Source organism: Clostridium gelidum (genome assembly GCF_019977655.1).
GTDB lineage: Bacteria > Bacillota > Clostridia > Clostridiales > Clostridiaceae > Clostridium > Clostridium gelidum.
Genome location: NZ_AP024849.1, coordinates 1359557 through 1379839 on the forward strand (window position 1 = coordinate 1359557; position 20283 = coordinate 1379839).

21 protein-coding genes and 2 pseudogenes are annotated in these 20283 nt (G+C 29.7%); 20 read left to right on the forward strand and 3 right to left on the reverse strand.

Going from position 1 to position 20283, the window contains the following annotated elements:
* The first annotated feature begins 181 nt into the window (after nucleotides 1–181).
* From psyc5s11_RS06125 to psyc5s11_RS06140, 4 genes and pseudogenes are all read left to right on the forward strand, one after another.
* A complete protein-coding gene (locus psyc5s11_RS06125) occupies nucleotides 182–712 on the forward strand; it encodes a flavodoxin family protein (protein WP_224036736.1) in 531 nt (176 codons plus the stop codon).
* 150 nt (nucleotides 713–862) lie between these two features.
* Nucleotides 863–1078 (forward strand): annotated as a pseudogene (locus psyc5s11_RS06130) (methyl-accepting chemotaxis protein); the annotation flags it as partial.
* Nucleotides 1079–1213: 135 nt separating this feature from the next.
* On the forward strand, nucleotides 1214–2020 hold the full coding sequence (locus psyc5s11_RS06135; RefSeq protein ID WP_224036737.1) for a hypothetical protein: 807 nt from the start codon (nucleotides 1214–1216) through the stop codon (nucleotides 2018–2020).
* A 238-nt stretch (nucleotides 2021–2258) separates the two neighbouring features.
* Nucleotides 2259–3644, forward strand: a complete 1386-nt coding sequence (locus psyc5s11_RS06140) for an MmgE/PrpD family protein (protein WP_224036738.1) — start codon at nucleotides 2259–2261, stop codon at nucleotides 3642–3644.
* A gap of 43 nt (nucleotides 3645–3687) precedes the next feature.
* Here psyc5s11_RS06140 and psyc5s11_RS06145 read toward each other — a convergent pair whose 3' ends face one another.
* Complete coding sequence (locus tag psyc5s11_RS06145; protein WP_224036739.1) at nucleotides 3688–4659, reverse strand: LysR family transcriptional regulator; 972 nt, start codon at nucleotides 4657–4659, stop codon at nucleotides 3688–3690.
* A 250-nt stretch (nucleotides 4660–4909) separates the two neighbouring features.
* On the opposite strand from psyc5s11_RS06145, the gene psyc5s11_RS06150 reads away from it, so the two are divergent.
* From psyc5s11_RS06150 to psyc5s11_RS06170, 5 genes are all read left to right on the forward strand, one after another.
* Complete coding sequence (locus tag psyc5s11_RS06150; protein WP_224036740.1) at nucleotides 4910–5467, forward strand: DJ-1 family glyoxalase III; 558 nt, start codon at nucleotides 4910–4912, stop codon at nucleotides 5465–5467.
* Between the two features lie 10 nt (nucleotides 5468–5477).
* Nucleotides 5478–6029, forward strand: a complete 552-nt coding sequence (locus tag psyc5s11_RS06155; RefSeq protein WP_224036741.1) for a DJ-1 family glyoxalase III — start codon at nucleotides 5478–5480, stop codon at nucleotides 6027–6029.
* 35 nt (nucleotides 6030–6064) lie between these two features.
* Nucleotides 6065–6886, forward strand: a complete 822-nt coding sequence (licT, locus tag psyc5s11_RS06160) for a BglG family transcription antiterminator LicT (RefSeq protein WP_224036742.1) — start codon at nucleotides 6065–6067, stop codon at nucleotides 6884–6886.
* A gap of 171 nt (nucleotides 6887–7057) precedes the next feature.
* A complete protein-coding gene (locus psyc5s11_RS06165; protein WP_224036743.1) occupies nucleotides 7058–8920 on the forward strand; it encodes a beta-glucoside-specific PTS transporter subunit IIABC in 1863 nt (620 codons plus the stop codon).
* 9 nt (nucleotides 8921–8929) lie between these two features.
* Nucleotides 8930–10345 (forward strand): 6-phospho-beta-glucosidase, encoded by a 1416-nt coding sequence (locus tag psyc5s11_RS06170; RefSeq protein WP_224036744.1) that lies wholly within the window; start codon nucleotides 8930–8932, stop codon nucleotides 10343–10345.
* A 132-nt stretch (nucleotides 10346–10477) separates the two neighbouring features.
* On the opposite strand, the gene psyc5s11_RS06175 is transcribed toward psyc5s11_RS06170, so the two are convergent.
* Entirely contained in the window at nucleotides 10478–11341 is an 864-nt protein-coding gene (locus tag psyc5s11_RS06175; protein ID WP_224036745.1) for a LysR family transcriptional regulator, read from the reverse strand.
* 162 nt (nucleotides 11342–11503) lie between these two features.
* Here psyc5s11_RS06175 and psyc5s11_RS06180 point away from each other — a divergent pair, with 162 nt between their 5' ends.
* The 6 genes from psyc5s11_RS06180 (at nucleotide 11504) to psyc5s11_RS06205 (ending at nucleotide 14678) form a co-directional block, all read left to right on the forward strand.
* A complete protein-coding gene (locus tag psyc5s11_RS06180) occupies nucleotides 11504–11674 on the forward strand; it encodes an AEC family transporter (RefSeq protein ID WP_224036746.1) in 171 nt (56 codons plus the stop codon).
* Nucleotides 11675–11706: 32 nt separating this feature from the next.
* The gene (locus psyc5s11_RS06185; protein ID WP_224036747.1) at nucleotides 11707–12402 is read left to right on the forward strand and encodes a YczE/YyaS/YitT family protein; all 696 of its coding nucleotides are present in this window, start codon (nucleotides 11707–11709) and stop codon (nucleotides 12400–12402) included.
* A 197-nt stretch (nucleotides 12403–12599) separates the two neighbouring features.
* Nucleotides 12600–12836 carry a MurR/RpiR family transcriptional regulator gene (locus psyc5s11_RS06190; protein WP_224036748.1) on the forward strand — a complete coding sequence of 79 codons (237 nt, stop codon included), beginning with the start codon at nucleotides 12600–12602 and terminating at the stop codon, nucleotides 12834–12836.
* 12 nt (nucleotides 12837–12848) lie between these two features.
* Entirely contained in the window at nucleotides 12849–13382 is a 534-nt protein-coding gene (locus psyc5s11_RS06195) for a MurR/RpiR family transcriptional regulator (protein WP_224036749.1), read from the forward strand.
* A 93-nt stretch (nucleotides 13383–13475) separates the two neighbouring features.
* Nucleotides 13476–14018: a nitroreductase family protein gene (locus psyc5s11_RS06200; RefSeq protein ID WP_224036750.1), complete on the forward strand. Its 543-nt coding sequence runs from the start codon at nucleotides 13476–13478 to the stop codon at nucleotides 14016–14018.
* A 93-nt stretch (nucleotides 14019–14111) separates the two neighbouring features.
* A complete protein-coding gene (locus tag psyc5s11_RS06205; RefSeq protein ID WP_224036751.1) occupies nucleotides 14112–14678 on the forward strand; it encodes a DJ-1 family glyoxalase III in 567 nt (188 codons plus the stop codon).
* Nucleotides 14679–14871: 193 nt separating this feature from the next.
* On the opposite strand, the gene psyc5s11_RS06210 is transcribed toward psyc5s11_RS06205, so the two are convergent.
* Nucleotides 14872–16209: an aminotransferase-like domain-containing protein gene (locus tag psyc5s11_RS06210; protein ID WP_224036752.1), complete on the reverse strand. Its 1338-nt coding sequence runs from the start codon at nucleotides 16207–16209 to the stop codon at nucleotides 14872–14874.
* A 321-nt stretch (nucleotides 16210–16530) separates the two neighbouring features.
* Between psyc5s11_RS06210 and psyc5s11_RS06215 the strand changes: the two genes are divergently transcribed.
* The 5 genes and pseudogenes from psyc5s11_RS06215 to psyc5s11_RS06230 all read left to right on the forward strand — a co-directional run bounded on the left by psyc5s11_RS06215 (nucleotide 16531) and on the right by psyc5s11_RS06230 (nucleotide 20240).
* Nucleotides 16531–17178 (forward strand): bifunctional 2-keto-4-hydroxyglutarate aldolase/2-keto-3-deoxy-6-phosphogluconate aldolase, encoded by a 648-nt coding sequence (locus psyc5s11_RS06215; protein ID WP_224036753.1) that lies wholly within the window; start codon nucleotides 16531–16533, stop codon nucleotides 17176–17178.
* Nucleotide 17179: 1 nt separating this feature from the next.
* Nucleotides 17180–17866: pseudogene (serC, locus tag psyc5s11_RS06220) on the forward strand (3-phosphoserine/phosphohydroxythreonine transaminase); the annotation flags it as partial.
* A gap of 483 nt (nucleotides 17867–18349) precedes the next feature.
* Nucleotides 18350–18475, forward strand: a complete 126-nt coding sequence (locus psyc5s11_RS27825) for a hypothetical protein (RefSeq protein ID WP_258712431.1) — start codon at nucleotides 18350–18352, stop codon at nucleotides 18473–18475.
* 88 nt (nucleotides 18476–18563) lie between these two features.
* The gene (gene deoC / locus psyc5s11_RS06225) at nucleotides 18564–19214 is read left to right on the forward strand and encodes a deoxyribose-phosphate aldolase (RefSeq protein ID WP_224036754.1); all 651 of its coding nucleotides are present in this window, start codon (nucleotides 18564–18566) and stop codon (nucleotides 19212–19214) included.
* A 297-nt stretch (nucleotides 19215–19511) separates the two neighbouring features.
* Nucleotides 19512–20240 carry a YoaK family protein gene (locus psyc5s11_RS06230; protein ID WP_224036755.1) on the forward strand — a complete coding sequence of 243 codons (729 nt, stop codon included), beginning with the start codon at nucleotides 19512–19514 and terminating at the stop codon, nucleotides 20238–20240.
* Nucleotides 20241–20283: the final 43 nt, after the last annotated feature.

Below are 20283 nucleotides of genomic sequence, written 5' to 3' on the forward strand. Positions count from 1 at the left end.
ACTTTAGTAGTGGGAATCTATATTGATAAACAAATTCTGAACTGCATTATGGGATGGTTAACCGAAATAAAGGTCATGCTTCTGATGTATAACTGCACAAAAGCATGACCTTTATTTCTAGTAAAAAATATTTCAAGTAATAAATTTCGTATGGAATTTATTAAACATTAGGAGGATTAAGATGAATATAGTAGTAATTAGCGGAAGTCCACGAAGGGGCGGGAATACAGAAATTATGGCAGAAACATTTGCAAAAGGAGCAAGAGAGAGTGGACATGAGGTAACAATAAAAAAGCTTAGTTCATTAAAGGTGTCACCATGTACTGCTTGCCAATATTGTTTTACGTCTGGATGTGTGTGCTCTCAGAAGGATGATATGACAGAAATTTTGGAAGCAGTTGATCAGGCGGATATGCTTGTATTTGCATCACCAATTTATTGGTTTGATATAACTGGTCAATTAAAATGCACAATTGATCGTATGTATGCTCGTGGTAAGGTAGGGTTTCATCATAAATACGTTGGATTACTTCTGAATTCAGGAGTTTCAGGTGTATATGATGCAGCCATAGCACAATATAAGGCAACTAATAGTTATTTAATGTGGGAAGATAAAGGAATTGTTACAATTTCAGGAATGGAAAAGAAAGGATCTATGAATTGTACTGAGAAAATACAAGAAATTTTTGAATTTGGAAAAAGTATTCATTAAAAAAATTTAAGTGCAGTAAATAGTTATAAAGTATACTGTAGATATTATTGAGTACCTTATCTTCAATAAGAATAGGGGTACAGAAATGAAAAAAATGAAGTATTAAATAGTATATTAGATGCAGGAGTTATTGCAGTAATTAGAGGTGATTCAGAAGAAGTAACTGCAACAGTGGGACAAGTAAGTGAAGCAATTCAAAATATGGCTTCTTCAGTTCAAAAATCAACTGAAGAAGCAGAAGTAATAAAAGAAAGCATGAATAAAACTACGGAGGCAATAGAGCAAGTGGCAAAAACAGCTCAAAGTCAAGCAGAACTTGCCCAAAATCTTAATGAAATAATTCAAAAATTCAAGATTTATAAGTAAGAGATACATATATACATAAAACTATGAAACCGGCCCAAATCATATTAGTGGATTTGGGTCGGTTCTTTTTGATATTTTAGAAGGATTTTGATAGACTATGTATAATTGTATTATTATATGGAAGGAGATATAGTTATGGAATTTACAACAAGAGATATAATAGCAATATTAACTGTATTAGGAACACTAGTAGTATTACATATAAAAGCATTCTATAATTTTTTTATGGCGATTGTAAAAATAAAATATAAAGAGGTTCCAGGCAAACAATCAATGTTCAGTGTAGTTATAGAATGGATAGGTTTTATTGGATTTTTTATTTATGTGATTGTATTAGGAAGTATGTTCATTAAAAATTTTTATAAAATAAATTTTGATATCAGCCTAAAAAATATGAATTTAATATATTTTATGGAATTAATTTTATTTGCTCTAGTTATAGTAGTAATAATTTTTGTATCAATTGATGCAATTCAAAAATTTCGTTACTTAAAAAAGAATTTTAGAAAAAAATTAGAAGGTGATTTAGTAACATTAGAGGATAATATTGAGAGTAAGAATATGAAAAATATATATGTTTTCAGTGTTTCAATAGTACTGTTTTTATTCGTTATATTAGATGGAATATCAAGAAATATTGAAATTATGAATAGTAAATTTGTATTATTCCCTAAAAATGAACCAAATGAAATATTTATTATTGCTTTAACTATGGAAATAATCATTAGTACTTTATTACTAATATCAATTAATATGAAGGAAATAATTAAAACTTTAAGAAGTAATGATTTATATATGATATTGATTGATGATGAAGAGATTTATTGTAGTTGTTATTTGGAATATAAAAATCACTACTTAATAATAAAAAAAGACAAAGGAATAGAAAGGTATATAAGTAAAAGTAAAGTAAAAGAAATAAGAAAGATTAGAAGTAAATAAATTGTGAATAGGGAAAAATCAGATATTAAGATAGTGGAATTTGTACACTTCAGCAGTCTATTTGCAAATAAAAGTTACATAATTGTAAAAAATATGTGCTTCGAAATTGCAGGCTAATCTGCTAATATATCTATAATCAATACTTTCTATTCTGTTATGAACGGAACTGGTTTGGGTAAAATTTTATATAGAAAGTAAAGTGTAGCAAATAATAATGTGATGAAAAGGATAAAAGATTATGGATTATTTAATTTATGGATTAGCAAATTACGTAGTAAATCTTAGATATGAAGATTTATCAGATAGAGCAATTGAGGTAGGAAAGCAGGTAATATTGGATTCATATGGGAACATGGTCTTTGGTCGTTACTGTGAATTAAGTGAGCAAATAATGGAGTATGCAAAATTAGCAGATACTGTAGTGAAAAATGAAGAGTTAGTATCTTTAATAGGGGAGGAAGAAGTCTTAACTGGTTCTGATACTGCTATTTTTGCCCATACGATGATGGCAAGGTGTGCAGATTTAGATGATGGCTACAGACATGCAATGGGGCATCCAGGTTCAGGATTAGTACCTCTTCTACTTACTATGGCTCAGTTATACAAGAAAGATGGAAAAGAGATGATCACAGCCATTGCAGCAGCTTATGATGTGTATGCTCGTTTAGGTGAATCAATTAATCCTTTTATGTATCGTGAAAGAGGTTTTGATGCTACTGGCGTATGTGGTGCTGTTGCAGCTGCAGCTTTAGTATCTAAGATTATTGGAGCTGATGCTGAAAAAACAAAAGATGCTATGGGAATTGCGTCTCTGTTTACAGGAGGATTAATTGAATATCAAAATGACGGAACTTCTGGAAAGATTATGTGCAGCGGTTGGGCAGCATTGACTGGTATGAGGGCAGTAAGACTTGCTTCCTGTGGATTTACAGGGCCGAATGCAGCACTTGAAGGAAAATATGGATTTTTTCAAGCATTTAAGGGTACAAGTGGTCATTGTGATATGAGCCAGGTGCTTAACAATCTTGGTAAAGATTTTAAGGTTACTAAAATATATTTCAAACGTCATGCTTGTCAAAGAGGACTTCATGCAGTGATGGATGCCATGGTTGATTTAAGAGAAAGTTATTCTTTAACGCCAGCTGTGATTAAATCAGTAGATGTTAGAACATCTTCCTTTGTGCACCGTCTGTCAAATTCTAATCCTAAGACAGCTGTTGGAGCACAGGCAAGTACTCAATTTACTTCAGCTGTAGCTTTAAAACATGGACGTATGGATTCAGAAGAGTTAGTATTTAAGAGTTTCAGTGATGCTGAAATTCAAGAATTGGTTCAAAAGATTACAGTTACTAAGGATGAAGAAGTTGAAGAATACTTGGCAAACAATCCAACACATTTTTGTGCAGCTAAAGTAATCTTAGAGACTTATGATGGAAACGTTTATGAAAAGTGGGTTCCAGTTCCTTTGGGAGATGAAGAAACACCATTTGGATGGGATATGCTAAAATTAAAATTTGATAATTTAGTTACAGGAACTCCTTGTGAAAAAACAAAGGATGGAAGATTTGATCTTTTAAAGAATCTTGAGAAAACTAATGATATTAATATGTTATTTAGATTATAAAAGCATTGGAGCTAATGAATTGTGTTCATTAGCTCCAATGTTTTTATTTCTCATATTCATCAAGAATATGAGACTGTGGGATACAGTATTTTTTGATTATCTTTTTTAAATCATTAATGTAAGAGGGAAATTTTTTGTTTTTATGATAAATAAGCGCAAGTGGATTTTCCGCTGTAAAGTTTGCAATTGGAAACACATTAAGATGAGACTTTGTATTATTAAACTTATTTAATTGATTTATTCCTGACAGATACATGGTCAAACAAAAACTTGCAGCATAATCCTCAGCACATAAGAGGTAATGTATATCAGGCTGAGTCAATTCGTTAATGCAATTTAAAGAAATACCTAGTTCAGATAAATGTCTATCCAAGAGAATACGGGAATTGAAGTTTTTCTCATTAAGAACAAAGGGAACTTCCTTAAATAAACGTAGGTCAACACCTTTTGCAAAATTCTTTTTACATTCAGGGTATTTATGTGGAAAATATTGTTTTAATAAATTGTCAGAGATTACAATATACATTTGTTCATTGAGAACTATCTCATATTTTAAGCTATGTATAGTTATATTACTTATGCCAGACAAAAATAAATCAAGAGAATTATCTAGAACCATTTCCTGCATCTTTGGTGAGGTTTCACGATGAATATTTAATTTAACCTTTGGATAAAGGTCATAAAATTCTTTTAATAGCTTAGGAACTAATATGGAATAACGACCTTCTGGAATACCAAAATTTATGGTACCTGATTTAGCTTCTTTTATATCTATAAGCTGATTTTCTAAATTTTGTTCTGCAAGCTCTATTTGGCGAAGAGTCTCGAGCATTAATTCGCCAGCAGGTGTTAATGCAAATTTAGGCTTCCTTTCAAAAAAAGAAACACCGTAGTTTTCCTCTATTCCTTTAAGATATTTACTCAAACATTGATGAGATATGAAGAGACGTTTCGCTGCATTAGATATATTCAATTCCTCTGATAGAACTAGAAAATACTCATAATTGTTTAACATAAAATCCCTCCTAGGCGCATGAAAAATATAATGATGATGTCAGTTTAGCATAGGAAATACCTTATGTAAAGTAGCATTAATGGGAGAAAAGCTAGATAAAGGCATAAAATTTCATAAGTTTTACTGCAACTAATTTTTACATATATGAAATTTTTATATGCTTTTCGGTTGCATATAATCATGCTAAACTATAACCATACTGAAGGAAAAGCATTTAACAAAGATTAAAACAAATAGGAGGATAGTAAAGATGAGTAAAGTTGCAGTTATGTTAGCAGAAGGATTTGAAGAGTGTGAGGCATTAACTATTGTTGATATTCTAAGAAGAGCAAATATTGAGTGCCATACTATTAGTATAGCAGGAGAAAAAGTTTGTGGTTGTCATGATATCGTTGTCAAGGCGGATTCAATTATTAGTGATGATGTAAAGGAATACGATATGATTGTACTTCCTGGGGGATTACCAGGAGCTACAAATTTAAGAGATGATGATAGAGTGATTAAGTTACTTAAGGGAATGAATCAAGCTGGTAAGTTTGTATGCGCCATGTGCGCTGCACCAATTGCTTTAGGAAAAGCAGGTGTGTTAGAAGGTAAAAACTTCACGGCATATGTAGGTTATGATGAAAAGATTGAAACAACAGGGAAATTTAAAGAAGACAGCGTTGTGGTAGATGGTAATTTAGTTACTAGTCGTGGACCAGCAACTGCTTACGCTTTTGCTTATAAATTGGTAGATGTACTTGGTGGCGATAGCTTAGAAGTTAAAAATCGTATGGTTTATTTTAATGCATTTAATGCAGAATAGGAGGGGAATTATGAGTAAAATAGCAGTATTAATGGCAGAAGGTTTTGAAGAAGGTGAAACATTAACTATAGTAGATATTTTAAGAAGAGCTGGACTTACTTGCGATACATTTTATTTTGGAGATAAGCTGGTAAAAGGAATGCATGGCATGTATGTTGAAGGTGACAAAGCCTTTGGTGAAGAAGTAAAAGAATATGACATGGTTGTTTTACCAGGAGGACGTCCAGGTGGACAGAACTTAAAAGAAAATCCAGAAGTTATAAAAATGGTGCAATATTTCAATGATAACAATAAATATATAGGTGCAATGTGCTCTGGTACTGTAGTATTATCTGATGCAAAGGTAATCGAAGGTAAAAAGGTAACTGGATATACAGGATATGCAGAAAAACTTATCGGTGGAATTTTCATAAATGAAGTGGTTGTAGCAGATAAGAATATAGTTACAAGCCAAGGACCAGCTACACCATATCCATTTGCATATAAGATTGCAGAGGTATTTGGTAAAGATACATCAGTTTTACGTGAGAAAATGTTATACAATTTTGCTGGTGGAAAATAATTAAATTAAATTTTATTTTTAGGAGGTGAAAATTATTGCAAGTAATTAAAAAGATAAATAACAATGTTGCTTTAGCATTAAATGATAAAAAAGAAGAAGTTATTATTATGGGAAAAGGAGTTGGATTTCCCTCAATCCCATATGATCTTGTAGATGAAAGCATAATTGAAACTATTTATGTTACTCCTAAGAATATGAAAGCATTTGAATTACTTAATGCTATTTCATCAGATACTATTTCTTTAGCAGAGGAGATTATACGTTTTGGTGAAAACTATTTAAATAAAAAAGTTAATTCAATAATTTTTTTGACATTAACAGATCATATTGACTCTGCTATTGAAAGATATCATGAAGCTATAAAGGTTAATAATCCACTACAATGGGAAATAAAACGTTTATATCCAATGGAACAGCATATTGGTATTGAGGCTCTTAAAATAATAGAACTACAATTGGGAATACAATTACCATCAAGTGAAGCGAGCTTTATTGCATTACATTTTGTTAATGCACAGATGGGTTCAAATGAATTGAGTGAAACAACAAAAGTCACTTCAATTTCAGGAGAAATAATAAATATTGTAAAGTATCATTTTAAAATAAATTTTGATGAAGAATCCATTAACTTTACAAGATTTGTTACGCATGTAATGTATTTTGTACGAAGGCAAGTTGAAGGAAAGACTCTCGAAAATGAAAATGAATTATTTTATGAAATGATTAAAGAAAAGTATAAAGAGGAATTGACTTGCGTAGAAAAAATAGAAAAATACATTAATAAAAATTACGGTTGGAATTGTTCTAATGATGAAAAATTATATTTATTGTTACATATACAACGTTTAAAAAATTAAATAATGTAAAAATGGACTGTTACTGATTCGATCAGGCATGACCAAGATAGTATGTAATTTAATACATATGTCTTGGTCATTTTTTATTGATAAAACATTGTTGAAAAAGAAAGCTAGCATTTATTCAATAATTATTTATATATTTTATAATTTAAGAAGGAGAGGAATTTTATGAAAAACAAAGATTTAGCTGTTAAAGTATTGGAGTTAGTAGGAGGAGAAAATAATATTCAATATGCAACTCATTGTGCAACCCGTTTAAGATTAAATGTTAAGGATGAATCAATTATTAAATTAGAAGAAATGGATAGAATAGAAGGGGTTTTGAAAGCCCAAATTAAGAATGGTCAACTACAAGTAGTTTTAGGAGCAAAAGTAGATGGAGTCTTTGAAGAGTTTGTAAAAATGATTAATATTTCAGATAGTGGAATTGAAGTGGGAACGTTTAAAAAGAAGAGAAATCCAATTTCTGCTGGAGTTGAAACGCTTTCTGGAGTTTTTGGATCTATAATACCAGTTCTAATTGGTTGTGGTATGGTAAAATCTCTTTCAGCTATTATTACTACTTTTGGAATTTTAGATGCAAAATCAGGAGCTGTTATAGTACTAAACTTAGTAGGAGATTTAATTTTTTACTTCTTCCCATTTTTCTTAGCAGTAAGTGCAGCTAAAAAGTTTAAAACTAGTGAATACATGGCTATAGCTTTAGCTGGTGCTTACATGTATCCAACTATAATGAATGGAGCTGATACAGCAGCTAAAACAGGGATTGCAAGTATTAGTTTTTTAGGTTTGCCGGTTTTATTTGTAAATTATAAATCCACAATTATCCCAATTATTTTATCTGTATGGATATTAAGTAAGGTATATAGAAAAGTAGAGAAAATTATTCCGGAAGCATTTAGAATATTATTTGTTCCGATGTTAGTGTTATTTATTATGGTTCCATTAGAATTAATCGCAATAGGACCTATAGGGATATATTTAGGGCGTTATATAGCATTAGGAATACAATGGTTGTATGCAACAAGTGGTATATTTGGAGCATTTATATTTGGAACATTCAGACCTTTATTGGTAATGTTTGGTATGCATTATGCTGTTACACCAATTAACACTCAATTAATTGCAGAGTTTGGTAAAACATATATTTCACCAGCACAATTAACAGGAAATATGGCACAAGCTGGAGCATGTTTAGGTGTATTTATTTTAGCAAGGAATAAGACAAGAAAATCTGGAGCATTGACTAGTGGAATCACAGCTTTATTTGGAATTACTGAACCAGCTATGTATGGTTATAATTTAAAATATAAAAAACCAATGATTTGTGCAATGGTTTCAGGTGGTATTGGTGCAGCTTATGTTAACTTCTTTGGAGGTGCAGGTACTACATTAATTCTACCAGGTTTATTAGCATTACCAACTTATGTTGCTAATAGTTTTATCCATATTATTATTGGAGTTTGTATTAGTATTTTCTTAGCATTAGGTAGTACAATTATTTTGGGAATTAATGAAGAAAAAGATGAAACTGAACAAGAACAAACCAGTTCAACATCAAGTGTTAAATTGCAAAGAAATGTATCAATAAGTGCTCCAATAACTGGGGAAGTGAAAGCAATAACAGAAGTTGAAGATAAAATGTTTTCACAAGAAGTAATGGGAAAGGGAGTTGCTATTGTTCCTAAAGACGGTAAAGTATATGCACCATTTGATGGAACAGTAGAAGCTTTATTTCACACAAACCATGCAATTGGATTAAAGTCTGAAGAAGGAATTGAATTACTAATTCATATTGGAATAGATACAGTTAATTTAGAAGGAAAATATTTTACTGCAAAAACTAAGCAAAATGAAAAAATTAAAAAGGGAGATTTATTGATCGAATTTGATGAAGTAGCTATAAAGAAAGAAGGATATGATACTACAGTATTAATAGTTGTGACAAATAGTAGTGAATTTAAAAATGTATCTCCAATTGCTAGTGGGCAGATTTTAAAACAAGAAGACTTATTAATTGTAGAAGTGTAGGTGAATAGAATGAGTAAATTGGCAACGGGTTTCCTATGGGGAGGAGCAGTAGCAGCAAATCAATTTGAAGGTGGATGGAATAAAGGTGAAAAAGGAATAAGTGTTAGTGATGTTATGACGGCAGGTGCTCATGGAGTAGACAGAGTTGTAACTGACGGAATAATAGAAGGAATGAATTATCCAAATCATGAGGCAATAGATTTTTATTCAAGATATAAGGAAGATATAGTATTGTTTCATGAAATGGGATTTAAATGTTTTAGAACTAGCATTGCATGGACAAGAATTTTTCCAAATGGAGATGAAAGTGAACCCAATGAAGAAGGCTTATTATTTTATGATTCAGTATTTGATGAATGCTTAAAATATGGAATTGAACCAGTTATAACAATTTCACATTTTGAAATGCCATATAATTTAGTTGTAAAATATGGTGGCTTTAGAAATCCTAAGTTAATTGATTTCTTCTTGAATTTCTGTGAGGTTGTGTATAAAAGATACAAGAATAAAGTTAAATATTGGATGCCTTTTAATGAGATTAATATGATTATTCGCAAACCTTGGAAACCTGGAGGAATTAAATTTTCGGAAGGTGAAAATGAATTATTAACTAAGTATCAAGCAGCTCACTATATGCTTGTTGCATGTGCAAAGGCAGTAATACTAGGAAAATCAATAAATCCTGATTTTATAATAGGAACTATGTTATTGCATACTACATCATATGCTGCAACCTGTAATCCAGATGATGTAATGGCGCATATTAAAAAATTACATGAAGCATATTTCTTTACAGATGTTCAAGTGAGAGGAAAATATCCAAGTTTTCAATTGAAATTCATGGAGAAGAATAATTTAGATATTAAAATAAGTGAAGAAGACAAAAAGATATTAAAGAAAGGAACTGTTGATTTTATAGGCTTTAGTTATTATTCAAGCTCTATAGAAATTGCAAATCCAACAACTGAAGATAAGAGTGAGGGTAATGAAATCAAAGGATATAAAAATCCTCTACTTCAAGCTAGTGAATGGGGATGGCAGATTGATCCTGTAGGACTTCGTATTGCTTTGAATTGGTTATATGACAGATATAATATACCTTTATTCATTGTTGAAAATGGGTTTGGAGCTGTTGATAAATTTGAAGAAGATGGTTCAATAAATGATGAATATAGAATTGATTATTTCAAAAAACATGTAGAGCAAATTAAGAAAGCAGTTCTAGAAGATGGGGTTGAATTAATGGGGTATACTCCATGGGGATGTATTGATTTAGTAAGTGCAGGTACTGGAGAAATGAAGAAACGATATGGATTCATTCATGTTGATAAAGATAATGATGGAAAAGGAACGTTAGATAGAACAAGAAAAAATTCGTTTTACTGGTATAAAAAATGTATAGAATCTAATGGTGAAGATTTATAAAAGATGGTTTCCAAGAGAATACTCTTGGAAACCATCTTTTATGTATTAGGGTATCATTGGTTATGGTAATCCCATCTATATTCAAGAATATAAAGAAAATTAATGGTGTATTTAAAATTTCTCAAATATTAATCATATGAAAGTTTCTAAAAAATGATTGGCTACAGAAGATAAATAATGATTTTTGGTCCATATAATTTCAGATCTTGTTATTAAAGAAGGCTCATTTATTTCACTATATTTCAGATTGATATTCTTAGAAATGTCAATCCAATCTTTTGGAACTATTGCTATACCCATTCCAGTACTAGCCCATAATAACAGAGACCTTGCATCATTAATTTGGCAAAGTATTCTAGGTTTAAAGTTATATACTTCACATACATCTAACAACATATTCTCAAATTTAGAACTTATTAATAATGGTTTATCTTTAAGTTCGGAAATATTAATAGAATTTTTATTATCATTAAAATAAGTATCGTTGCAATATACTGCTATCATGGGCTCAGAAGGTAAATGAATAGACTCAACTTCATTAGAGTTGAATGGGGTTCTTACTATGCCAATCTCGATCAAACCAACTTTTAATAGTTCTAGAATCTCCATGGTGTTACATTCTTTTATTATAAAATTTACATTAGGATATGCTTTATGGAATTCATTAATTTTTTTTAATAAAAGAGTATCACCTTTAGCAGATATTGTGCCAACTGATAAAGTTCCTGTGATTCCTTCATTTATATCGTTTAATTCCTTTATGGTAGTTTTTAATAAATTTATCATTTGTTCACCACGTTTTTGTAAAAGCTCGCCGGCTTCTGTTATCTGAAACTTACGGGTAGTTCTTTGTATTAGTTTAGTATTTAATTCATCTTCTAAAAGTTTTAGTTGATGGCTTAAGTGTGGTTGGGCTATATGAAGTTTTTCAGCAGCTTTAGTTATGTTTTCTTCTTTTATTATTTCCAGAAAGTAAGTAAGTTGTTTCAAGTCCATATGATATATCACCTCATAATATATACATAAATATGTATATATGTAATAGTATATAGATATTTATAATATTAATATTCCTTTGTTATAATGATATTAGTAATTAGGGATAAAGTCAAAAAATAATAAAAGATTACACTATAAAATTGAGAATGGGGATATATTATGGTTGTTTTTAATTCAATACAAAGTGTATTCAGTATAATATTGATGCTATCGATTGGATATTTTTTAAGTTATAAAAAGTGGTTTGATCAAGATACAGGAAAACTTTTTTCAAGAATTGTAGTAAATTTGGCAGTACCATGTTATATTGTGATATTGAGTAAAATTTAAATTAAATAAGATAATGAAGGATGTATTTGATAATGGAAAAGATGTGTAAGTATTTAAAAATAAATCAACAATATATTTATAGAAGTTTGATGTTGATTTTAGGAATAATAATTTCAGCGTTTGGTATGACGTTGCTTATAAAATCAGATTTAGGGCAAAGTACAATATCTGGGATTAGTAATAACATTGGAATTATTACTAATATGAAAACTGGTACTGTTTTATCAGTTATTAATTATGTCTGCTTCATTGGACAAATTATTTTATTGAGACATGATTTTAAACTTATACAAATAGTACAGCTGATAGTTACGAGTGTATTTGGCTATATTGTGAATTTATTTCTATATGACATAGGAATTATAGCTAATTTGCAATTAAGTAATTATGGGTTAAAATGCATTGTATTATTTCTTGGAATTATATTAATGGCTTATGGTGTAAGTTTAATGATTATAGCAAACTTAACTTCTATGCCATTTGAGGGATTATGTAATGTGATTGCATTAAAATTACATAGACAATTTGGTACTATAAGACGATATGTTGATATATTCTTTGTTATACTCTCTTTAGGTATTATAATTATTTTTAAAATACCAAATACAACTGTACGTGAAGGAACCATTATTTATACGTTAGTGTTTGGACCGCTGACAAATGTTTTTATGAAATCAATTAATGGATTGAAAGTAAAAATAGAAAAGAATTGTATTAATCAAAATTAGGACTCACATTTTGTGGGTTCTTTTTGAGATTTTAGAAGGATTTTTAGAGCTTATGTTTAAATTGTATTATTAGGAATATGAAAAAATATAAAGGTAATAAAATTTCGTCATAAGAAATTTCAGTATGCATTATTAATACAAAATACTAATGGCTTAAAAGTTAGTTGAATCAGAGGAATAAAGAATGGAGTGAAAGTATGTATTGGGATAAATTAAAAATTGTATTCCTATCAGAATTGGTTAGTAGTAATGATGGTTCAATAAATTGTGGAATTGCTTCTTATATTTTAAGCCATATAGATGAGGTTAAGCAATCTAATATAGGTGAACTGGCCAAAAAGTGTCATGTGGCAAACAGCTCCATTAGTAGATTTTGTAAAGAAGTTGGACTAAATGATTTTGTAGAGCTTAAAGAACTAATTAATACAACTTGATTTAATTTTGATTTGTATTCAAATCATCATAATATTAATACACGTTCATTGGATTTTGTCACAAGAGTCAAGGAGAGTTTGAACTTAGTTTGCGAATCTATTGATTATGAGGCCCTTAAGCATTTAGTAAAAGATATTTATCGTTATGAAAAAATAGCTATTCTGGGTTTATTAAAGGCAGAAACAGTAGCGATGAATTTACAAAGTGATTTGTTAATGCTTGGGAAAGTAGCTTTGACAAAAGTACAGTTTAAGCAGCAACTTGAGTATTTAAAAAATGCAACTGATAAAGATTTAATTATTATTTTCAGTTATACCGGAATTTACTTTGAACATATCTTTCCACGAAGAATACCAAAACAGCAAGCCAAACCAAAAGTATATTTTGTAACCAGTGATTATAATTCTATGTCGAATAAATATTTTGATGAAGTCATTTCTTTTAAATCATTACAAGATTATGCATCTCATCCTTTTCAGTTGCAGTTAGTGGGAAGTTTAATTGCACAAAACTATGCGTACTATTTAACAAAAAAACATAATTAAAAGCAGAGCTATGTAAATATATTTCCAATCTTGGGAAATATATTTACATAGGCAATGTTATAAAATAATATATTTGGAGAGAAGATGATAAAAATGGATTTTTCAACACTTTCTAAAAAGCGTCGAAGCATTAGGAATTATATTGATAAAAAAGTGGATAGAGTACTGATTTACCAGTGTCTTGCTGCAGCACTAATGGCACCTTCTGCACGTAATTATCAGCCGTGGAAGTTTATCGTAATAGATGAAGAACATATTCTCTGTAAAGTAAAAGCATGCACCTCAGATGATGATTATCATGTGAATATATTTACAAGGACAGCTCCAATTATGATTGCAGTGGTAAATGAAGGTTTAAATTATATACCGATTAATCGAGGAAAAATAAAAGGTGATGACTATACAAAGAGTGATATAGGTGGCGCAATTGCTATGTTTTGTTTGAAAGCCACAGAGCTTTCGCTTGGTACTTGCATTATTGGTGCATTTGATGCACAAGGTGTAAAAAAAATTCTTGGTATTCCGGAAGATAGAAAACTTGATTTAATTATAACTGTTGGTTATCCAGCTAATGAAAAGATTGCTGCTAAAGTATCTAAGGAAAAAGAGAACACAATATCATATAATAAGTATTAAAGCAATTTCCTAGATTGGGAAATCAGTAGAGAGAAAAAAACAAATTTAGTATAATTAAAATATAAATTAGTACACGATGAAAGGAAGAGTTAAATGAGTAGAATTGCAGTTTTTTTAGCAGAAGGATTTGAAGAGGGAGAATCATTATTTGTAATTGATATTTTAAGAAGAGCAGGATTTAAGTGTGATTCTGTGAGCATCGATGAAGAAATGGTAAAGGGTTCTCATGATATTGTAGTAAAGGCAGACAAAATTATAAGTGATGAAATTAGAGAGTATGACATGATTGTTTTACCTGGTGGATTACCTGGTGCAACAAATTTAAGAGATGATGAAAGAGTCATTGAATTGGTTAAATATTTTGATAAGGCACCAGAAAAATTTGTTGCAGCTATTTGTGCAGCACCAATGATTTTAGAAAAAGCAGGAATTATCAAAGGGCGTACAATAACATCATATCCTGGAGAGAAATATACTGAACTATTTAAAGAAGCAAATTATGTAGAGGATATAGTTGTAATAGATGATCACTTAATCACTAGTAGAGGGCCTGCTACAACACTGCCTTTTGCTTATGCATTAATTGATGTATTAGGTGGGGATAGTAATAAATTAAAGCAAGGAATGCTTTACAATATGGTAAGAGAAAGCAATTTCTAAGTAATTATTGTTTTTTTGAACCTCCCTTAACTTGATAATGCATCGCCTACATCATAAAAGTAAAATTCCATAACAATACTTTATTTTAAAAGTATTGTTATGGAATTTTTTAAAAGAAAATAATAGATCAAACTACTATTTTTTAATATACTCCTCATAAGGATATGGAATTATAATTCCTCCATCAACTTTGTTAGAACAAGTGTTTCTGAATAGTATTAAGTATTATAGGAATATTTTTTTTTATTTGCTTTTCATTTACTTCACTAATAGTAAATCTGAAATAATTGTCACACTTATATTCTTTGAGGAAACATTCACTTGTGTTAAAGATTTTTATATTTTTATGGTGTAATGATGTAATGATTTTATCATAGTTTAAAGAACCATTAACATAAATGCAACCAAAGTATCCGGAATCAGGAATATTGTATTTAATCTTTGGATGTTTATTTTCTAATAATGTGTCTTTTAAAGAATTCATACGGCTACCATATAAACTAACTAATTGCTTCATATGAGCATCAAACATTCCGTTTTTTATGTATATTTCTAAGGCTCCTTGGGACAGTATAGGACTACTTATGTCAGTCCATCTTTTATATTCTAAAAAACTATTAATTAATAATTCTGGCAATATAAGAGCTGCAACTCTTAAACCTGGCATGAGTACTTTTGAATAACTCTTAAGATATATAACTCTTGAAGAAGTATCATAAGAAAACATAGGATCATTTTTTTTATTCATATCTAAATCCGCTGCAATATCATCTTCAACAATATATACATCATATTTTTCAGCTAATTTAATAATTTCCTGCTTTTCAAGTTTGCTATATGAAGTTCCAGTTGGATTATGAAATCTAGGTATACTATAGAAAAATTTAATATTACCGTATTTAAATAATTTCTCTAATTCATCTAGATCTAGTCCATTAAAGTCTCTATTTATACCAAGAGTAGGGATATTATTGAGTTCTAAAAATTTTATCATTCCATAATACGTAGGTTGTTCAATAAGTATATTAGTCTTGCCATTTGGAAACGGCATAATAGATAATATGTTTAATACTTGTTGAGAACTTGATGTAATAATTATGTTATCTGGTTTTGTGAATATTTGATAGTTTTGGATATGCTTTGTTAATACTTTAATTAAAGAAGTTAATCCCCTAGGATCAGAATAAGCAAAGAGTTTTTCTTTGTATAAGTCTATTGATTTATTTAGACAATGTTGAAAATTCTTATATGGAAAAGCTTCGGAATTTAAATTTACAGCTGAAAAATCAATTATAGGTTGTTTAGAAGGAGTTGGATTATGAAAATCATCAATTATATAATATCCACTTTTAGGAACTGAATATATAATATGATCTTGCTCAAGTTTTGAATAAGCTTTTAAAACTGTACCAGTACTGCACTGAAACAGTTCTTGAATGGATCTAATAGATGGTAATTTCTTTGGATGATTTAATTTCTCTGTTTTTATACTGTTTTTAATATATTCTATAATCTCTTCATATTTAAGCAAAATGAACCACTCCTTAAATACTGTACTAGCACAGATTTGTATTTTACTTGTTGATATATAGATTATACTATAATACCATAATTGTATAGTAAATCTCTGTTAGGAGGCAGTAGTTATGGTAAAAAAGAATAATAGTAGTTCAGGTATAGATGAAATTTTAATAAGAGTATTTATAAAAAAACTTGGATATGGTGAATAAATTATTAATAAAGTATGTGATGTTATTTGGTAAGTAAAAATAGCAATTAAATAATAAAAATATTGCTAAAGGGATTTAGTAAATAAAATTAATCATAATAAATAAAAATAGAGGTGCAAAGAATGAAAAAGAACGTAGTATTAAAGGGAATATTAGATGCAGGAGTTATTGCAGTAATTAGAGGTGATTCAAGGGATCAGGCTATTAAAATCGTAGATGCTGCAGTAAAAGGTGGAATAAAAATTATGGAACTTACAATGACAGTTCCAAATCCGCTAGAAATGATAAAAGAAGCAGCAGACAAATACAAAGGTACAGATGTAATTATTGGAGCAGGAACAGTTTTAGATACTGAAACAGCTAGAGCGTGTATACTTGCTGGGGCACAATTTATTGTTAGTCCAAGCTTAGATGTAGATACATTAAAGCTTTGTAATAAATATAAAGTTTTAGTTACGCCAGGGGTAATGACTATTAAGGATGCAATTACTGCTTTAGAATATGGTGTTGATATAATTAAAATATTTCCAGCTAATTTATATGGACCATCAGTAATTAAATCATTTAGAGGACCACTTCCACAAGGTGAATTTATGCCAACAGGCGGAGTTGCAGTTGAAAATATACATGAATGGGTAAATGTAGGAGCAGTTGCAGTTGGAACTGGAAGTAACTTAACAAAGGGTGCAGCAACTGGAGATTATGCAGCTGTTGAAAATGAAGCTAGAAGATTTGTTGAAGCATATAGAAAAGCTAAAGAAAGTAAATAGAAAGAATTTAAAGATTTCTGATGATGCAGATTTTGTTTACATATGTCACAATGAAACAGTGCATGGACTTAAATATAATGATATTCCTGAAACAGGAGATAAGATACTAGTAGCTGATATGTCATCAGATTTCTTATCTGAACCTGTAGATGTATCAAAATATGGATTGATTTATGCAGGAGCTCAAAAGAATGTTGGACCAGCTGGGGTTGTTGTAGTAATAATTCGTGAAGACTTAATTACAGATGATGTGATTCCAGGTACTCCAACAATGTTAAAATACAAAATCCATGCAGATAATGATTCATTATATAATACACCACCAGCATATGGAATATACATATGTGGAAAAGTATTTAATTGGGTTAAAAATAAGGGTGGACTCCAAGCAATGAAAAAGATTAATGAAGAAAAGGCTTCTATATTATATGATTACCTTGATTCAAGTAGCATGTTTAAAGGAACAGTTGTAAAGAAAGATCGTTCTTTAATGAATGCACCTTTTATAACTGGAAGAAATGAATTAGATGCTAAATTTATAAAGGAAGCTAAAGCAGAAGGATTTGAAAACATAAAAGGACACAGAACTGTTGGTGGTATGAGAACAAGTATATACAATGCTATGCCAATAGAAGGGGTTAAAGCATTAGTTGAATTCATGAAGAAATTTGAAGAAGAAAACAAATAAAAACATATTCTTAACATTATAATAGTTTTAGCTATATAGCACTTAATGGTGTGTTTTATGAGAGGTACAAAATATAAATGAAATATTTAAAAATGTAGCTGAAATGTTAACTTAGATCGACTACATTTTTAAGTTTTAGAGAGTTAATTAACTCCTAGATTTAAAATTTGTACTAGCATAGATGGGTAATTTATTTATTGATATATAATTCGAACTATACTACTGTGAATACAAGGATAAGAAGCTGCTGCAAAATAAAAATTTAACCTGCCATATGATCGTTATAGATACTATTTCAATTCTATACAGTGTGTTTTAAAAGAATGTTGTTATTATTCGTTCTTATACTTATATTTGCACTTATATTAATATGGGTGTTTAAAACATATAAAAATTATTTTTAATGCTTGTTATAACATGTGATTTCTAAATATATTAACAACATTTATTTAAAATACTCACTATGGAAATGAATTTTAATATATGATGATGGATTATCTAAAAACTATTTGGGGAGTGATTGAGATATTTAATAAAAATCATGAAGATGCATTATATTATGTACAAGCTATGAAATGGATTTTTGAAATAAAAGATGCTTTGCCATAATTAGAAAGTTTCGGTAAAAATCCAGATTTATATGCTGATTTCCAGTAGATAAATTTAAAATAATATTAAAGATAAGGAGAAATAAATTATGAACATAGCTAAATACATAGATCATACAATATTAAAACCAGAGGCAACAATTGAAGAGGTTAAAAGATTTTGCAAGGAAGCTAAGGAATTTGGTTTTGCTTCAGTTTGTATAAATGCTTGTAATGCTGCGATTGTAAGTAAAGAACTTGAAGGATCAGATGTTAGCACATGTGTAGTTGTTGGATTTCCTTTAGGAGCCACAACTAAAGAAGTTAAAGCTTTTGAAACAAAGCAAGCAATAGAAAATGGTGCAAATGAAGTAGATACAGTTATAAATGTTGGTGCTTTAAAAGAAAAGAATTATGAGTTAGTTAAAGAAGATATAAAAGCAGTTGTAGATGCAGCTAATAAAAAAGCTGTAGTTAAAGTGATTATTGAAGCATGCCTTTTAACTGATGAAGAAAAAATTAAGGTATGTGAAATATCTAAAGAGATAGGTGCAGACTTTGTTAAGACATCAACAGGATTTTCTACTGGAGGAGCAGTTAAGGAAGATGTTGCTATTATGAGGAAAGCTGTAGGAACAGAAATGGGAGTTAAGGCTTCAGGTGGAGTTAGAGATTTTAATTCTGCTATGGATATGGTAAATGCAGGGGCTAATAGAATTGGTGCAAGTGCAAGTATAAGCATTCTTGAAGCTAGTAAATAAAATTATTGATAAAATTGTGTTTGATACTTTTTGCGATTGCGATGTATAAGATTATAATTGTGCGTCGCACTATTTTTATAGGTGAATAAGATCTTGATTGTGCTACGCACTTTTTTTAAGGTGCATATTTTGACGTATATGATAATATGGTTTAAAATAAATATCGTAATATTCTTAAGAATATTTATGGTGAATTATATTAGCATATATGGTAGATAATTTTACAACAGAAAAATTAAAAGAAGGTATTGAATATGTACCTTCAAAAATTATGAAAATACAATAGGGAGGGATATTTTGGTTGATAAAGTTTTTGATATAATACACACAAAGAAGATAAAGATACATTCAAATCATGCAATTCATGAATCTGTAAGACTTGGCATACTTCTTGCAATTGTTGGAGGTTTTTTGGATGCATATACATTCATAGGAAGGGGAGGAGTTTTTGCTAATGCTCAAACAGGAAATATTATAATGTTGGGAGCATATGCTGCAAAGGGTGAGTTTGGACAAGCCTTATCTCATGTTCCACCTATATTAGCTTGTATGATTGGAGTAATTGTTGTGGAATTAATAAAAAAATTTTATTCACGATTATTTGTATCAGATTGGAAACAAGCAGTCTTAATTATCGAAATTTTAGCCATTATTATTGTAGGATTTATACCAAATACAATTCCCAATATTGTTGTGACGGTTATAGTTTCATTTGTTGCTTCGATTCAGGTATCTTCATTCCGTAAATTAGTTGATTCGCCATATACAACAACTATGTCCACAGGCAATTTACGTTCAGCTTCTTATGCAGCGTTTATTGCTATTACAGAAAAGGATATTAAGTCAGCTATCCGCTCAATTCGTTATTTCACAATAATCTTTTCATTTATATTTGGAGCTTTTTTAGGTGGATTTTTGACATTAAATATTGGAGAAAAATCAATATGGTGTTCAGCAATTGTGTTAATTTGTGCTGTTATATTATTAAGGATTGAAGAGCAAAAAACAATTAGTTGTGAATCTTAATAAGTTTGATTATGTGTGCTAGTACAGATCAAATTTTTACTTG